This is a genomic window from Acinetobacter sp. IK40, assembly GCF_035615075.1.
GTDB classification, from domain to species: Bacteria; Pseudomonadota; Gammaproteobacteria; order Pseudomonadales; family Moraxellaceae; genus Acinetobacter; species Acinetobacter courvalinii.
Map to the genome: position 1 here is coordinate 15,810 of NZ_JANBOE010000007.1, position 15,566 is coordinate 31,375.

At 40.9% G+C, this 15,566-nt stretch carries 15 protein-coding genes; 9 read left to right on the plus strand and 6 right to left on the minus strand.

From position 1 onward, the window contains the following. The first annotated feature begins 277 nt into the window (after window positions 1-277). Window positions 278-841, plus strand: a complete 564-nt coding sequence (gene ahpC, locus MSG93_RS13010; RefSeq protein WP_004772679.1) for an alkyl hydroperoxide reductase subunit C — start codon at window positions 278-280, stop codon at window positions 839-841. A gap of 255 nt (window positions 842-1,096) precedes the next feature. Then, window positions 1,097-1,306 (plus strand): KTSC domain-containing protein, encoded by a 210-nt coding sequence (locus MSG93_RS13015; protein ID WP_005231004.1) that lies wholly within the window; start codon window positions 1,097-1,099, stop codon window positions 1,304-1,306. 49 nt (window positions 1,307-1,355) lie between these two features. On the opposite strand, the gene MSG93_RS13020 is transcribed toward MSG93_RS13015, so the two are convergent. Then, on the minus strand, window positions 1,356-2,552 hold the full coding sequence (locus tag MSG93_RS13020; RefSeq protein ID WP_324622115.1) for an alkane 1-monooxygenase: 1,197 nt from the start codon (window positions 2,550-2,552) through the stop codon (window positions 1,356-1,358). 122 nt (window positions 2,553-2,674) lie between these two features. Between MSG93_RS13020 and MSG93_RS13025 the strand changes: the two genes are divergently transcribed. Further along, entirely contained in the window at window positions 2,675-3,709 is a 1,035-nt protein-coding gene (locus MSG93_RS13025; RefSeq protein WP_324622116.1) for an AraC family transcriptional regulator, read from the plus strand. Here MSG93_RS13025 and MSG93_RS13030 read toward each other — a convergent pair. Next, window positions 3,701-4,288, minus strand: a complete 588-nt coding sequence (locus MSG93_RS13030) for an O-methyltransferase (RefSeq protein WP_009509563.1) — start codon at window positions 4,286-4,288, stop codon at window positions 3,701-3,703. The two genes, MSG93_RS13025 and MSG93_RS13030, sit on opposite strands and share 9 nt — an antisense overlap. A gap of 35 nt (window positions 4,289-4,323) precedes the next feature. After that, window positions 4,324-4,542: a DUF1653 domain-containing protein gene (locus tag MSG93_RS13035; protein WP_005286569.1), complete on the minus strand. Its 219-nt coding sequence runs from the start codon at window positions 4,540-4,542 to the stop codon at window positions 4,324-4,326. Between the two features lie 230 nt (window positions 4,543-4,772). Between MSG93_RS13035 and ahpF the strand changes: the two genes are divergently transcribed. Further along, window positions 4,773-6,338: an alkyl hydroperoxide reductase subunit F gene (ahpF, locus tag MSG93_RS13040; RefSeq protein ID WP_324622117.1), complete on the plus strand. Its 1,566-nt coding sequence runs from the start codon at window positions 4,773-4,775 to the stop codon at window positions 6,336-6,338. Window positions 6,339-6,483: 145 nt separating this feature from the next. Continuing rightward, the gene (locus MSG93_RS13045) at window positions 6,484-6,828 is read left to right on the plus strand and encodes a hypothetical protein (RefSeq protein WP_005231011.1); all 345 of its coding nucleotides are present in this window, start codon (window positions 6,484-6,486) and stop codon (window positions 6,826-6,828) included. Between the two features lie 52 nt (window positions 6,829-6,880). Here the strand turns inward: MSG93_RS13045 and MSG93_RS13050 are convergent, their stop codons facing one another. Both MSG93_RS13050 and MSG93_RS13055 read right to left on the minus strand, forming a co-directional pair. Beyond that, window positions 6,881-7,492, minus strand: coding sequence for a glutathione binding-like protein (locus MSG93_RS13050; protein WP_005231012.1), 612 nt, complete (start codon window positions 7,490-7,492; stop codon window positions 6,881-6,883). A 205-nt stretch (window positions 7,493-7,697) separates the two neighbouring features. Beyond that, window positions 7,698-10,139: an ExeM/NucH family extracellular endonuclease gene (locus tag MSG93_RS13055; RefSeq protein WP_324622118.1), complete on the minus strand. Its 2,442-nt coding sequence runs from the start codon at window positions 10,137-10,139 to the stop codon at window positions 7,698-7,700. 183 nt (window positions 10,140-10,322) lie between these two features. Here MSG93_RS13055 and trmB point away from each other — a divergent pair, with 183 nt between their 5' ends. After that, window positions 10,323-11,039, plus strand: coding sequence for a tRNA (guanosine(46)-N7)-methyltransferase TrmB (gene trmB / locus MSG93_RS13060; RefSeq protein WP_005231014.1), 717 nt, complete (start codon window positions 10,323-10,325; stop codon window positions 11,037-11,039). A gap of 84 nt (window positions 11,040-11,123) precedes the next feature. Here the strand turns inward: trmB and MSG93_RS13065 are convergent, their stop codons facing one another. Next, window positions 11,124-11,903: a tetratricopeptide repeat protein gene (locus tag MSG93_RS13065; protein ID WP_324622119.1), complete on the minus strand. Its 780-nt coding sequence runs from the start codon at window positions 11,901-11,903 to the stop codon at window positions 11,124-11,126. Window positions 11,904-12,362: 459 nt separating this feature from the next. Here MSG93_RS13065 and MSG93_RS13070 point away from each other — a divergent pair, with 459 nt between their 5' ends. The 3 genes from MSG93_RS13070 (at window position 12,363) to MSG93_RS13080 (ending at window position 15,565) form a co-directional block, all read left to right on the plus strand. Further along, a complete protein-coding gene (locus MSG93_RS13070) occupies window positions 12,363-13,364 on the plus strand; it encodes a formylglycine-generating enzyme family protein (RefSeq protein ID WP_324622120.1) in 1,002 nt (333 codons plus the stop codon). A gap of 28 nt (window positions 13,365-13,392) precedes the next feature. Then, the gene (locus tag MSG93_RS13075) at window positions 13,393-14,370 is read left to right on the plus strand and encodes a formylglycine-generating enzyme family protein (RefSeq protein WP_324622121.1); all 978 of its coding nucleotides are present in this window, start codon (window positions 13,393-13,395) and stop codon (window positions 14,368-14,370) included. A 202-nt stretch (window positions 14,371-14,572) separates the two neighbouring features. After that, window positions 14,573-15,565 carry a formylglycine-generating enzyme family protein gene (locus MSG93_RS13080; protein ID WP_324622122.1) on the plus strand — a complete coding sequence of 331 codons (993 nt, stop codon included), beginning with the start codon at window positions 14,573-14,575 and terminating at the stop codon, window positions 15,563-15,565. Window position 15,566 lies beyond the last annotated feature (1 nt).

Genomic DNA, 15,566 nt, shown 5'->3' on the forward strand with positions numbered 1-15,566 from the left:
TAGATTTTTTCAATTTTACCCTTGAATTTTGATCACGTAGACTTCATGTTGTTATGCACATTAGTTTTCAGATGTTTTGTCATGTTGGCTTCATTTGTATGTCGTCAAATAGAGCAGATATCTTTGGGTGAAAGTCGTTTTTGATTGAGTTATTCAATTTTCCGATTTTAGTCATGTAAAAATACTATTTCCCCAATAACTAAAAATTATTTATTCTAGACCTCGTAAACAAGTAAGGCGTTAGCCTCTCAATAAAACCTCAATCATGGAGACAATGATGAGCTTAATTAATACTGAAGTTAAACCATTTAAAGCAACTGCGTACCACAACGGTCAATTTGTTGACGTATCTGAAGCAGATCTTAAAGGCAAATGGTCTGTTGTATTCTTCTACCCAGCTGACTTTACTTTCGTATGTCCAACTGAGTTAGGCGACCTTGCTGATAACTATGCTGAATTCCAAAAATTAGGCGTTGAAATCTATGGCGTGTCTACTGACACTCACTTCACGCACAAAGCTTGGCACGACACTTCAGACGTTATTGGTAAAATCCAATACCCATTGATCGGCGATCCAACTTGGACTCTTTCTAAAAACTTCGACGTATTAATCGAAGCTGCTGGTCTTGCTGACCGTGGTACTTTCGTTATCGATCCAGAAGGTAAAATCCAAATCGTTGAAATCAACGCTGGTGGTATCGGCCGTGACGCATCTGAACTTCTTCGTAAAGTAAAAGCTGCTCAATACGTTCACGCTCACCCAGGTGAAGTTTGCCCGGCTAAATGGAAAGAAGGCGAAGCAACGCTTGCTCCATCTATCGACTTAGTTGGTAAAATCTAATTATTTAGATTAGACCCAATGGTCCGAAACCACCCTTTTTAGGGTGGTTTCTTTTTGCCTGCATTATTTTAAAAATTTCCCATTTCTTGTAGCCAAATTTTATAGCTAATTTTTTACAATTCTTATACTTATAAATTTATAGCCAGCTTCATTTATCAATTGTCACAGGGGCTGAGTTGGAGTACTGTCAAAGAATGAAGGATAAAAGTTGTTCAAAAATGTACTAAAAGATCAAATCAATATGGGGACGAATCTATGGAAAAATCTGTTGTTGTAACCTCCTGGAAATATGATGTTTCTTCACGCTATTTAAAAATTTTCTATAGCAATGGCTCAGGCGAGCTTTACCATCCAGTTCCAGAGTTTATCTACAATAATTTACTTCGTACCCATGATAAAACGGCCTTTGTACATAAATATCTTGAGTTTGATCTGCACTTTAAACGACTGTGTATTTCAGCTTAAAGTATAAAAAAATCAGCCCGCTCGGGCTGATTTAAGCTATTTCACTTGCCTATTCAGGCAGCATCTCCTGCTGACTATATTTTTCTAACATCTTCTGTCTGGCTTCAGGATGGACATTAATTCTGTCTAAGTTACCTTGATAGTGTTGCACCACCCGATCATCCATAATTTTTGACCACCACGATGGAATAAATGCGGGCAGAATCATGGCCCCATAACCTGCAGGTAACTGCGGCGCATCTTCAAAGTGGCGTAAGGTCTGAAAGCTTCTGGTCGGATTGGCGTGATGATCAGAGTGGCGTTGTAATTGATACAAGAATAAATTGGTCACCACATTATTATTGTTCCAGCTATGCTCAGGCAACGTCCGTTCATACTGACCATTTTCTTTCTTTGCCCGCTTTAAACCATAGTGTTCAATATAATTGACCGACTCAAACAAGGTAATCGCATAAGCCGCTTGCGTGACTTGGAATGGGACTGAGCGCATACCAAACTTCGTAAACATGGCAGCATGGTACAGAGCCGACATGGCCCAACCATGGATCAACTCATTTTCCTTACATAAGAAAGGCAATTTCTTGCGTTGTAAACGATTCTTTTCAATCTCGATCGCCGATTTAAAGCTACCCATCACGGTACGCGGTAAAAACTTCCAGAAGCTTTCGCCAAATTGTGACGATGCCGGATCTTCAGGTGTGGCTACACGACGGTGGTGACCATAAGGATGCTCGATGCGAAAATGGTTATAACCCGATGGCGCCAAAGCCAGATGTGACAGATAATGTTCCAGTCGTCCTGATTTATGGCTCAATTCATGTGCGGTATTAATCGCAATACCATTGACCATCCCGACCAAGCTTCCCAATAACAGTTGATCCGCAAGCGAAGTATCTTTACGACTGGCTAAATACGCGCCATAGATATTGGTCACGTATTGCAAAGGAATAAAAAGTTTAACAATACGGGCATAATACGGATCGGCTTCTAAATCCGCGATTGCGTCTAATGGCGGGTTTTCCGTATCTTCACCAATCAATTTATCTAATGTTGGAATAACAGCATGAATAAATAAGGGACCAAATGAAGCGAAGAATTTTTTGGTTTTTTTAGGGCCAAACTGATATCCCGCCAAACCACTCATTGCAATGGTCGGTACAGCCAGACCCAATAACCATAAATGCCGTTTTTTATCCTTAAATATTGTTGCCGCTTGCTCGACATCCAGTTGAGTATGCATATTCATTAGAATCTCCTCAATCAAACACAAACTCTTTTGCTTGAGGTAATTGTGTAATTTTACAGCAGCACTATATTATCATTTTAAGACTTGCTATTATCATTTTAAGACTTTACTGAGTTTTTCTTGTGCAAAAGCAACAGATTCCGGTGATTCCAGCACGCTACTATTTGCGTCTGATTGAAATTTTAATCGGCACACATCAATACGATAATCATGTGTTGAGTGCATTGCAGCAGCAACTGGCACAAACAGAGCTATTGTCTCTTCAGCAGATAGAGCAATTTATTGAAATGGGTTTAAGCCTACCTAATACCCAGGATCTGGCCTTTGTACTTGGAAAAAATCTTAAACTTAGTTCGCATAGTCTGGTGGGTTATGCCCTGATGACCAGCCCGAATCTGGAACATGCGCTCAGACTCATTGCACAATACTTTAGGCTGATAATGCCAAGTTTCAAGCTCAGTATTCAGTTTCCAGCCCATCAACAAAAAGTTGAGCTGTTATTTGAGCCAATATTGCAAATGAATAAACAATGTCTGGCTTTTCATATCGAAGCCATTGCAGTCGCTTTTTACTACAGTCTGCTAGAACTTGCAGGTCAGCAATTACAACGTTATCAAATCTATTTAAGTATCCCCGAACCGACTTATCAGGAACGTTATCTATCCTTAGTCAAAGCCAGTTTCCAGTTTAACTATAGCTGGCTATCCGGTATACGGGTCGTGATTGACCAGCAACAATTGGCACTGCCCTTACCGTTGGCAGACGCGCATAGCTTAAAAGTGGTTGAGCAACGCTGCCAGGAACAAATCCAGAAGATCTACCATCAAGGTGAAATTGTGGAATGGGTCAGCATGATGTTGCGACAAGCCAATCAAGTGCCCACCTTAACCGAATGTGCCAGAGTCCTGAATATTTCGACAAAAACCCTGCAACGCTATTTGCAGCAACAAGGTGTCGAGTTTCAGGAATTAAAGCAACAGATCAGCACAGAACGCGCCATTGATTTATTAGAGAATTCTAGCCTTACCATTACAGCGATAGCGTATGAACTGGGTTATTCCAATCCTGCCAATTTTACCCGTGCCTTTAACAAGGTCATGGGTTGTAGTCCGCAAGCGTATCGCTTAAAACATCAGGATCAAATCCGTTCACTTTAACACCACCATACACAAGCCCGCGCCAATCGGTAAAATCGTAGTCATGTAATCGTCATCTTGCTTAATCAATTCCAGAAAGCTTTTCACTTCGGCGGCATGAGAAATCACATTATCGATTACCAAGGTGCTACCAGATGTTTGTAATAAACGCTTTAAATCGGCCCAGTAACTCACATAATTGCCACGCTCTGCATCCAGTAAAATAAAATCAAACGGTTGACTGGCCTGAGCTAGAAAATCCGCCGCATCTCCTATCCAGAAATCAATGTGCTGTGCCAGCTCAAACGCTTCCGCATATTTTTTCGCTTGGGCACTGCGTAAAGGATCAATTTCCAGCGTTTGAACTTTTCCGCCGACCGCTTGGGCAGCCTCAGCCAGCCACAAGGTTGAATAACCAGTCGAAGTGCCGATTTCCAGTATACGCTTTGATTGCTGACAACGAATCAGCATCGCCAATAACTTTGCCGACTCGGCTTCTATATTGCGGTAACGGCTCAGACGATCAGACTGTTGCGCATCGTGTTGCTTGAACTGATCATATAAATCAGCAATACGCTGTAAAAACACACTATTGGTCATCACTGCCCCTCCAGATGTTAAGTCGGCAATTCCGCTTAAGTCGCTTGAATCAATTTAAAACGGGGCTGGATTTGACCATCCGCCAGTTCAACCGTTTCAGTAAACATTGCCAATGGGCGTACCCACATTGAATAATCGCCATATAAGCATTGATACACGACCAGTTGCTCTTCAGTTTCACTATGACGGGCAACATGAAAGACCTGATAAAGTTGCCCTTTATAATGTTGATAGATGCCGCGCTGTAATGCCATATTGCTTACCCTTTCTTTATGTCATGCAATGATTGCAGTTGTATAACAAGTATGATTGTACTGATTTTTTTATCGAAAGATATATTTCAAAATTCAACTGATGAATTAAAAATTCAAAAAACCGATCAAAACAATAAAAACATACTGTTTTACCTATTTATCATTTTTACGTAATATAGCCTTATTGAATGAATTGACCGATTTAAAAGTCTTAGGGTTTGGAGAAATACATGTTAGATCAAAATATTAAAACTCAATTAAAAGCTTATTTAGAACGTTTAGAAAGTCCGATCGAACTGGTTGCTGCTTTAGATGTCTCAGACAAAGCAGAGAAAATCAAAGAACTGGTGACTGAAATCGCAGAACTTTCTGATCAGGTTACGGCGCGTTTTGACGGTTCAAACGCTCGCCGTCCTAGCTTCGGTGTCGCCAAAGCAGGAGAACAACCGCGTGTGTTCTTTGCTGGTTTGCCAATGGGCCATGAGTTTACTTCTTTGATTCTGGCATTATTGCAAGTATCGGGTTATGCGCCAAAAGTCTCTGATGAAGTCTTGGCTCAAATCAAAGGCCTCAACTTGACTGCCAACTTTGATGTGTTTGTGTCATTGAGCTGTCACAACTGTCCAGATGTGGTGCAGGCACTTAACCTGATTGCGATCAACAACCCGAACACCACGGCAACCATGATTGATGGTGCTTTCTTCCAGGATGAAGTGGAAGAGCGCAAAATCTTGGCCGTACCAATGGTGTTCCAAGACAATGAACATATCGGTCAAGGTCGTATGACTTTGGAAGAAATCGTGGCCAAGTTAGATACCCATTCTGCTGAGAAAGATGCAGCAGCAATCAATGCCAAAGATGCATTTGATGTGTTGGTGATTGGTGGTGGGCCTGCCGGTGGTACTGCGGCAATCTATGCAGCGCGTAAAGGCATCAAGACCGGTATTGTGGCTGAACGCTTTGGCGGTCAGGTGATGGATACCATGGACATTGAAAACTTCACCACAGTGCAAAAAACTGTCGGTCCGAAGTTTGCTCAGGATATGGAAGCACATGTCCGTGAATACGGCGTGGATATCATGAACTTGCAACGTGTCAGCAAGATCACAGGTGCAGATCAGACCGCCAACGGTCTGGTTGAAGTTGAACTGGAAAATGGTGCCAAGCTGGAATCCAAAACCATCATTCTTTCAACTGGCGCACGCTGGAGAGAGATGAATGTTCCGGGTGAAGCTGAATACCGTACCCGTGGTGTGGCTTACTGCCCGCACTGTGATGGCCCATTATTCAAAGGCAAACGTGTTGCAGTGATTGGTGGCGGTAACTCGGGTGTAGAAGCAGCGATTGACCTTGCCGGTATTGTTGAGCATGTCACACTGGTTGAATTCGATACCAAACTTCGTGCCGACCAAGTGTTGCAAGACAAGTTAAACAGCTTGCCAAATACCACCGTGATCATGAATGCATTGAGTACAGAAGTGGTCGGTGATGGCGCTCAGGTGACAGCACTGAAATATAAAGACCGTGCTACTGATGTTGAACATACGGTTGAGCTGGCAGGGATCTTTGTACAGATCGGCTTATTGCCAAACACTGACTTCTTAAAGAACAGTGCGGTTGAGTTGAGCAACCGTGGCGAGATCGTGATCAACGACCGTAACGAAACCAGTGTCAAGGGTGTATTTGCCGCAGGTGACTGTACCACCGTGCCGTACAAGCAAATTATCATTGCTACTGGTGAAGGTGCCAAAGCTTCACTCTCCGCCTTTGATTACATGATCCGTTCAGGCGTTTAAATGCTTTAAAAAATGAAACACGCACTTATGTTTTCCGATGTAAGTGCGTGTTTTTACAAATTTTCAACTTTATTCTTTATGCAGTTTATGGTTATATTTTTGCTATCCATTCCTATTGGATGCCACAAAGAAAAGGAAATAGACAATGAATAAATTACTTGTTGCATTAGGTCTTGCTGCTACTGTTGCGCTTGTAGGCTGTAATAAAGATAAAGCACCTGAAACTGGCGCGACCACAGGTGAACATTTAGAACACGCGGCTGATCAGGCTGGTGCTGATATTAAAGATGCTACTCAAAACGCAACTAGCGATGTTGCAACTGCGGTAGATACAGCGGGCGATCAAATTGATGCTGCTGCTGATCATACAGCAACTGCAACTGCTGAAGCTGCTGCAAAAACTGAAGCTGCTGCACGTGATGCGACAGCTAAAGTTGCGGGTGCAGTAGAGTCTGGTGCTGCTGACGTGAAAGAAAAAGCTCAACAATAATTGAGTTGACATAAAAAAGCCTCTGTTCACAGAGGCTTTTTTATTGGGTGTCCTAGCTCAACAGCCCTTCATCACGCATGGCAATCTGCACTGACTGACGTTCAGCCACTTTATTACGCAATGCAATCACATTGATATACGGGGTTAAATCATGCTCGATATGATTCGACCAGTTGGTGAGCACAAATAAATAGGCATCCGCCGGGCCAAAATTATCATCTACCAGATAATCACAGTCTGATTCAGCCAGATAGTTATCGATATATTTCAATAAACGGTCAACTTCAGCATAGGCCTTGGTCTTTTCATCATCGGTAAGTTTACCGGTAAAGAAAACCGCATAAGCATCATGCAATTCCGAGTTCAAATATCCCAACCATTCCAGAACTTTGGCACGTCCCATACCTGATGGTGGAATAAGGTCCTGCTTCGGATCGTGTTGCGCAAGAAACGGTAAAATCGCCACATTCTCGGTTAAAATCAAACCTGGATTAATTTCCAAAGCCGGTACATAACCCTTTGGATTAATCTCGTAATAATCTGCACCTTTTGAGGTTTTATGTGTTTTTAGATCAACTCGTTCTAAATCAAAATCTACATTGATTTCATTTAAAATAATGTGGGCTGCCAATGAGCATGCGCCAGGTGAATAATACAACTTCATAATTGATCCTTGTTATCTAACAACTTATGCTCTAGAACGTTCCTACGAAACTCGAGAACAGACAGAATTAAAATTTATAATCGCTTTCATGCTAAGAACATCTACACCACTACTATTAATAAATTTTTTTCGACCTTGCAAGTTATATTCCGTGACGATTGATTAATTTATGAAAAAACAACCAAACAATGCCACGGAAACCGGATTAGGCTCGACCAAAAAGCTTGCCTAACCATTCAAATAACGAATTTAGAAATTCCACGATCATGTGTTTCGGATGATCAGGTTCAAGTTGTGAATCTGCGGTTTTCATATCCAGATCAACAATCACAGGATCATGGTCTGAAGAACGGTAGGCATCGGCCGAAAAGAACATATCCTTTTGCGCATCGGTTTTATATTCCTCGTTATAATCCAATACCGTTGGCTCATCGGCATTGATATGCCAGGCAAAGGCTTTAATCACACGTTTATACAGATTGGCATCGGCAATAGCGTGATCAAGGTTACCTGCACCGCCATAGCCAGCTGCATCGCTCGATACACCAAAGACATAGCTATAAGCCTGATTGCCCTCACCGACCTTGCTGTCATTTAGCAAAACTTTATAGTTGGCTTTTTCAAAGCTCAGGATCGGATCTTCTTTGGCATAGCTGTTCATATCACCCAATAATAAAATATTCGGATTTTTGACCTGAGTTGGATTCTTGGCGATCCATTGCGTGAGTTGTTCAACTGCTTTCACGCGGGTTGGATTCCAGCATCCCTGTCCATCACGTTGATCCGCATCGAGAGAATTTTCATCGACACCTTTACAACCTTTCGATTTAAGATGGTTTGGAATCACCGTAAAGATTTGCCCACCTTGTACAGGCTTAAAGGATTGTGCAATGGTTGAACGGTTTTTATCACCCAGATCCAATACCGCAGCTTTATTCACGGGTTGAACACGTTTGCTGTTATAGATAATCGCAACCGCAATCACATCCGTACCCAGCTGATTAAGTCCTTCTGGAATGACATATTTCCAGTCTGGCCCTAAAGCCTTAGTTAAATTAGCAACTGCACTATCACTACCATAACCATTATTGGCAATCTCCATCAGGCCATATACATCAGCATTGATTGATTTTAATGCGCTCACAATTTTGGCATGCTGTTTGTCGAACTCAGCCTGACTGTTGGCGCCACGTTCGGTTGGGAAGCCAGTCTTGCCATTGTCATAGTTGAGTACATTAAATGCTGCAACACGAACATGTTTACTTTGCTTAGCCGCAATGGTTGGACGCGGATTGGTGCTGGTCACGACTTCCGGCAAGTTTGCCCCTGCAATCGGTTGTACACGCCAGGCATTAAAACGGTATTCCAAAATACCTTGTGCATTTTTTAACTGGTAGCCAGAGCGTAGTGTATTTAAAGCACTAAAGTTTTGTGGCAACCACGGCGCACGGTTTTGATTGTTATAGCCGTCATCAAAGATAATCTTGGACAGCAGATTTTGTTGTGCTAACGCCTTGGCTTCATTTGAAAGTGCCGGATACAGATTAGTTGGAATAAACAGGCGCCCCAGACTTAAAGACAACTCTCCATAACGACCGAAATTATAGTTTTCACTGACCGTCAACGTTTGCGGTAATTTTACCAACATACCCTGATAACGTTTCGGTGAGTTCCCCGTAGTATCGGTCAAGTTGCTAAAGGGTAAATTCAAATCCAGCGGTTGAATCAGCGATGCCATGTTCTGGTTACAGGTCTTAATATCCTGCTGCAATTGATCCAATTGAAGCTGGTTTTGATAACTGGTTAAACGACCACGCAAGATCACTTCATCGCCAACCTGTCCACCGTTTACGGCACTACTTGCAGGAATATAGACGAAGATGGCATTGCTGACATTTGGCGTGGCTTTGCTATCAAGTGTTTGCACATAGAAGCCGGAGAAACCGTTGCTATAACGATAGTCCGCTGTGATCACGCCACGAATGGTATAGTTTTGATTCTGAGCTGACTCGGCTAAACTGGCAATCGGTGTATCACGACTGCTACAGCTGATGGCATCGCTAACCGGCGGTGTGGTGGTTGAACCGCTTAAGTTCGAAAAGTCATTCCGGTCCGTCCAGGCCTGCCAGGATTGATCCAGGTCAAATGGACTGGTTGGGTCAACACTCACAACTGAATTGTCTGTTTGAATGCGTTTAAAGCTGTTACCCATACTCAGCACTGTGGTGCCCCAACCATTCGCTGGGCGCTCGCCAATGCGACCAAAACGATCTACAGGTGTCCCACGATACAGTAACACTACCGCATCATCACCATTAAAGGACAGACCAGCAACCTGATTGACCTTATTGCCTAATTGGACTTGTAATTCTGAACGGCCGATCAGATATTTCTGTTTGCTGGCTAAACTACCCTGTAAGGGAAATGCTGCGGTTTTAACGGTGCCGCCATTATTAAACTGCTGGATTTCATAATCTGCCAGATTGACCGTTGTGGCATCGGGGTTATAGATTTCCAGCCCCTTTTTATTGCTGCTGCCATCAACATACTGGCTAAACATCAGTTGTGCATGCGCCGCAGAAAAGATTGAAGATGCGCCTAATAGGCTTAAACAAATGGCGATCGAATGGTATTTAAAATTATGCATGGTTTTTTACTTAGTGTTTAAATTGCCATTAGGCTATGCAAGTTCTGTGACAGCACCATGAAGATTTTTTGACAAGTTTTCATCATTTTTAAAAATAAACGACTAAATAAAATCACTTAAAAGTTTGACTTGTCCACCTGAGCACTTAAAATACGGCATTTCTATATTTATATCTCCAGAATCATGTCAAACGATCAGTTAGAAACGCAAATTACGGAACTCGACAATTTGCCTGAGCACCGTGAAATTGTGACGTTTATGCGTCGTTCAGCTCCGCTCAATACTTCACAACGTACTGCTTTAGAAGATTATCGTGATTTAATTTTGGAATACCCTGTTGGTGATTTACGCCAGCATTTTGAACATCCTGAGCGTCCATTAACCGTTGAAATCGGTTTTGGTATGGGCCGTTCTTTGGTGTTAATGGCCAAAGCCAATCCTGAACGTAACTTTGTCGGTATCGAAGTGCATGTCCCTGGTATCGCACAGTGTGTCTATGAAGCAGGTATGGCAGGCTTAAAGAATCTGTTTGTACTGGATGCCGATGCCATTCAGGTATTACGTGAAATGCCAGACAACAGCATTAACTGTGTACAGCTTTACTTCCCTGATCCATGGCAGAAGAAACGTCACTTTAAACGCCGTTTTGTCATTCATGAGCGTATGCAACTGGTTGAACAAAAGCTTGAGCTGGGTGGGACTTTCCATGCAGCGACAGATTGGGAGCCGTATGCAGAATGGATGCTTGATATCCTAGATAACCGTCCTGATATGGAAAATCTGGCAGGTAAAGGCAATAGCTACCCTCGCCCAGACTGGCGTCCAGTCACCAAATTCGAGCGTCGTGGACTTGAATCTGGTCATAAGATTAATGACTTTATCTTTAAGAAAATTAAATAAGCCGATTTAGTTTTCGAAGGAAGCCACTCACTGTTTGTTGAGTGGCTTTTTTATTGCATAAACATTGACATGACTGAGATCAGGTTATGGCGAGTCATGCTCTAATTGTTTTAACACCTCTCCTGATTCTTTAACTCCATTTTCATAGGCTTTTTTAAACCAGTACTTGGCTTTTTCAAGGTTATGATATTCATTTATATAAAGGTAACCTAAATTATGCTGGGCCATAGAGAAATTCTGCTCGGCTGCACTTTCATATAGTTTTAAAGCCCTCTTCTCATTCTTGGGTACAAGCAGACCATCAGAATACATATTTGCCAGATTATATTGCGCTTCAGGCATATTCTGTTGGGCAGCCTTTTCATATAACTCCATGGCTAGACCAATATCTTTTTTCACCCCTCTCCCTGAAGAATAAGCATTTGCCAGATTATATTGAGCTTTAGCGTAGCCTTGATCTGCAGATAACCGATAAAAAGCTAAAGCCTTATTTCGGTCTTTTTTCACATAATGGCCATGGTCATACATAATGCCCAAATTATATTGTGCTTCCGGAAAATTTTTCTGTGCGGCTCGTTCATACCAGTAAAAAGCTTTTTCTTCGTTTTTCGCGGTCCCAAGTCCCTTGAAATACATACCGGCCAGATCATTTTGGGCAATCGCTGAGCCTTGCTGCGCTGCTTGTTCAAACAAAGCCTTAGCTTTTATATAATCTTGAGGTATATCTTGGCCCAAGAAGTATCGCCCGCCTTGCTGATAGAGCAATTCGGCTTGTACCTCCTGATTATCCCGAGTTACTTTTGTACAGGCACTGAATTGAAAAATGGTCAAAATAATCAAGATAACAATAAATTTTTCTTTCATTTCAATATCAATACCTTGTATAGATCAGACGAATGTATAGTCAGATTTTCATATCCATAGGAAAATTGAATGTACGATTACAACTTTAATTTCCTATAGTCTACCTATTTCTAGCAATAGATCGATTATTAAAAGAATATAAAACAAACTTTTGAGGAGATTTTACTTAATTTTTTAGAGAAATAATCAGGCCATAGCACCTTTTTTTTAAAATATGGATAAGAATAAAATGCTAAAAAAATTGGATTATATTGTTAAATACTAGAAATCAAATCCAAGGTCTAATATAGATCAATCGAAAATAATCAGCCTTATATATGGCTTTTGCACCAACAACATTATAATTGGTAAGAAGTTTTTAATTACCTCTTAATAGCAACTAACACAAATTAACTTCACTATTTTAATTAGATTGATTAAGATTTCTACCAATTAAATTTAAACAATTGATTTTTTATAATGAAAAAGCAGAAGCTATTCTTTATTTTATTCTCAGGGCTAGCATTAAGCGCTTGTGCCAAATCACCTGAAACCAATCAGAAAGTTGTAAAGAACTCCCCTGAACTGCAACAAAAAATCCAGCAATTAGTGGAAAAAACCAAAAAGAATATGATCTTTGTTGAAGGTGGGAGCTACCTGATGGGCGATTTTGGGCTAGTCACTCCTGAACTTGAAAAAACCGTACCTGACAGCATGGCGGTCAAGAATCCCAAAGGCAATACCGAAAAACCTGATCACCTGCCTTTCTCACCGGGAAATGACAATAAGGCTCTGCATAAAGTAACTCTGAGCAGCTTTAATATGAGTGCCTATAAAACTACATTAGAAGACTTTAATATTTTTACTGAGGCAACCGGACAACCTAAGAGCGATTACAATGAACTCTTTACTCCAGAGATCGCCCATGAAATTGCGGCAGGAATGGATTGGCAACAAGCCAAAGATTATTGCCAATGGCTGGGACAACAAGTAGGAACGCCTATGGACCTACCGACTGAAGCACAATGGGAATATGTTGCACGCAATAAAGGCCAATATACTGTCTTTGCAACCGATACAGGCAAAGTAGAGCCAGAAAAAAATCTATGGTCGAAAAAACAATATGATCAATATACTTTAAAATATAATCCAAACAGTTTAGTAAATATACCTGGGATTGGAAAAACACCTCCAAATCCGCTAGGTTTTTATGACCTTGTCACCAATAATTATGAATGGGTGAATGACTGGTACGATAAAGATTATTATAAATACTCACCTGTCGATAATCCTAAAGGGCCTAAGTCTGGAACTGAAAAAGTATTGCGTAGCACAGCTCCTATGGGTGCCGATAATTTAATAATGGCTGATGGTCTTAATATAGAAAGAGCACATGCCCGAACAAAATCAAATGAAGAAAATAAAATGACCTATCGTTTATATGGGGTACGTTGCGTCGCCAATCTTCCACATTCTTTTTAAGTCAGCATTCAATTTTAGGTTTTAAAAAATGATTAAACCCACCCTTATAGCTATTATATTTTCTAGTACAGCCTTAACCGCATGTGCAAAACCAGCTTCAGATTCTAGCCAAAAGACACAAACACCAGTTGCCCAGAAAAACCTGCCTGCCGAACAACAAAAGCAATTACAGCAACTCCTAGAAAAAACTAAAAAAAATCTCATTTTAGTCAAGGGTGGAACTTTTATGATGGGTGATTTCGGCCCTGAACATAGTGCCGATAAACTTCCTTACGATGGTAAAGGTGACAGCAAGCCCTTGCATAAAGTCACTTTAGATGACTTTCAATTAAGTGCTACCAAAGCCACTTATGCCGATTTTGATATCTATACCGATATCACAGGACAAAAAAAGGTTGGAGATTTTAAAGAACTTACACAAAAATATCGTATCCCAAGTTCTGCAGCTGGGATTAACTGGCAACAAGGCCGAGACTATTGCCAATGGCTTGGTCAGCAACTTAATTTAAAAATGGATTTACCTACAGAAGCCCAATGGGAATATGCTGCCCGTAATCGTGGCCAATATGTCCTTTTTGCAACCGACAATGGCAAAATCGATATTGGACGTAATATATGGAGCTTTGAACAAAGACAAGCATCTAAAAAACCATTTAAAGTAACTAAAAGTATTTCCTTATTACAAAAATTTCCACCAAGTCCTTTAGGTTTCTATGACATGCTTACCGACAACTATGAATGGATGCTGGACTGGTATGATCCTGAATATTACAGCAAGTCCCCTGAAAAGAATCCACAAGGCCCTGCTACAGGTACATTAAAAGTTGTACGTAGTTCTGCACCTGATGATGGCCAAAATATGCATATGGGTGGTAATGGCCTAACCATACAACGCTATGCTATGCATCCTGTAGCAGATCCAGAGTTAGTAAAAGAATCGAAAAATCAGAAGTATTATTTCGATTTTAATTTAAATAACTCAGTACGTTGTGCTGTAAATCCTTAATTCTCATACTTTCTAAGGTGTACCTTAAACATGGTGCACCTTAGCTCCATCTTCCTCCTACTTAAAACATCGAAGACCATCACATCAATTCAAGTAAAAATATGAGAAAATTTTAACTTCACATTTGGTTTTAATACTTAACACAATGTTTCTTTTCAATCCCGCAAAACTGTCTTAGAATTCTGACAATATCCGCAACCCAATGATTTTAAAAAAGATGATTAAACAAAACCTTGCGATTATTCTGCTTTCTAGCACTGCTTTAACCGCATGTGCAAAACCCACCTCAGATTCTAGCCAAAAGACACAAACACCAGTTGCCCAGAAAAATCTATCTGCCGAACAACAAAAGCAATTACAGCAGCTCCTAGAAAAAACTAAAAAAAATCTCATTTTTGTCAAGGGTGGAACTTTTATGATGGGTGATTTCGGCCCTGAACATAGTGCCGATAAACTTCCTTATGATGGTAAAGGTGACAGCAAGCCCTTGCATAAAGTCACTTTAGATGACTTTCAATTAAGTGCTACTAAAGCCACTTATGCTGATTTTGATATCTATACTGATGTCACAGGTCAAAAGAAGGTTGGAACGTTCGATGAATTTTCAATTCAAGAACGTGTTCCTACAGCCGCTGCAGGAATTAACTGGCAACAAGGCCGAGACTATTGCCAATGGCTTGGTCAACAACTTAACTTAAAAATGGATTTGCCTACAGAAGCCCAATGGGAATACGCCGCCCGTAATCGTGGCCAGTATGTTCTATATGCAACTGATAACGGCAAAATGGATATCGGCCGTAATATCTGGAGTTTTGAACAAAGAAAAGCAATTAATAAAAAATTTAAATCTCTTACTAATGTCCCAGTTTTACAACAATATCCTGCTAGTCCATTAGGTTTTTATGACATGATCACGGATAATTATGAATGGATGCTAGACTGGTATGATCCAGAATATTACAGTAAATCCCCTGAAAAAAATCCTCAAGGCCCTGCCTCAGGTACATTAAAAGTTGTACGTAGTTCAGAACCTGCTGGTGGACAAAACATATACATGGCCGCACAAGGTCTAACCATGCAACGCCATGCAATACATCCTGTGGAAGACCCTATAAAAGCAAAGGATCCTAGAACTAAGAAGTATAATATTGATTTAAACCAAAACAATTCAGTACGTTGCGCTGTAAATCCTTAAT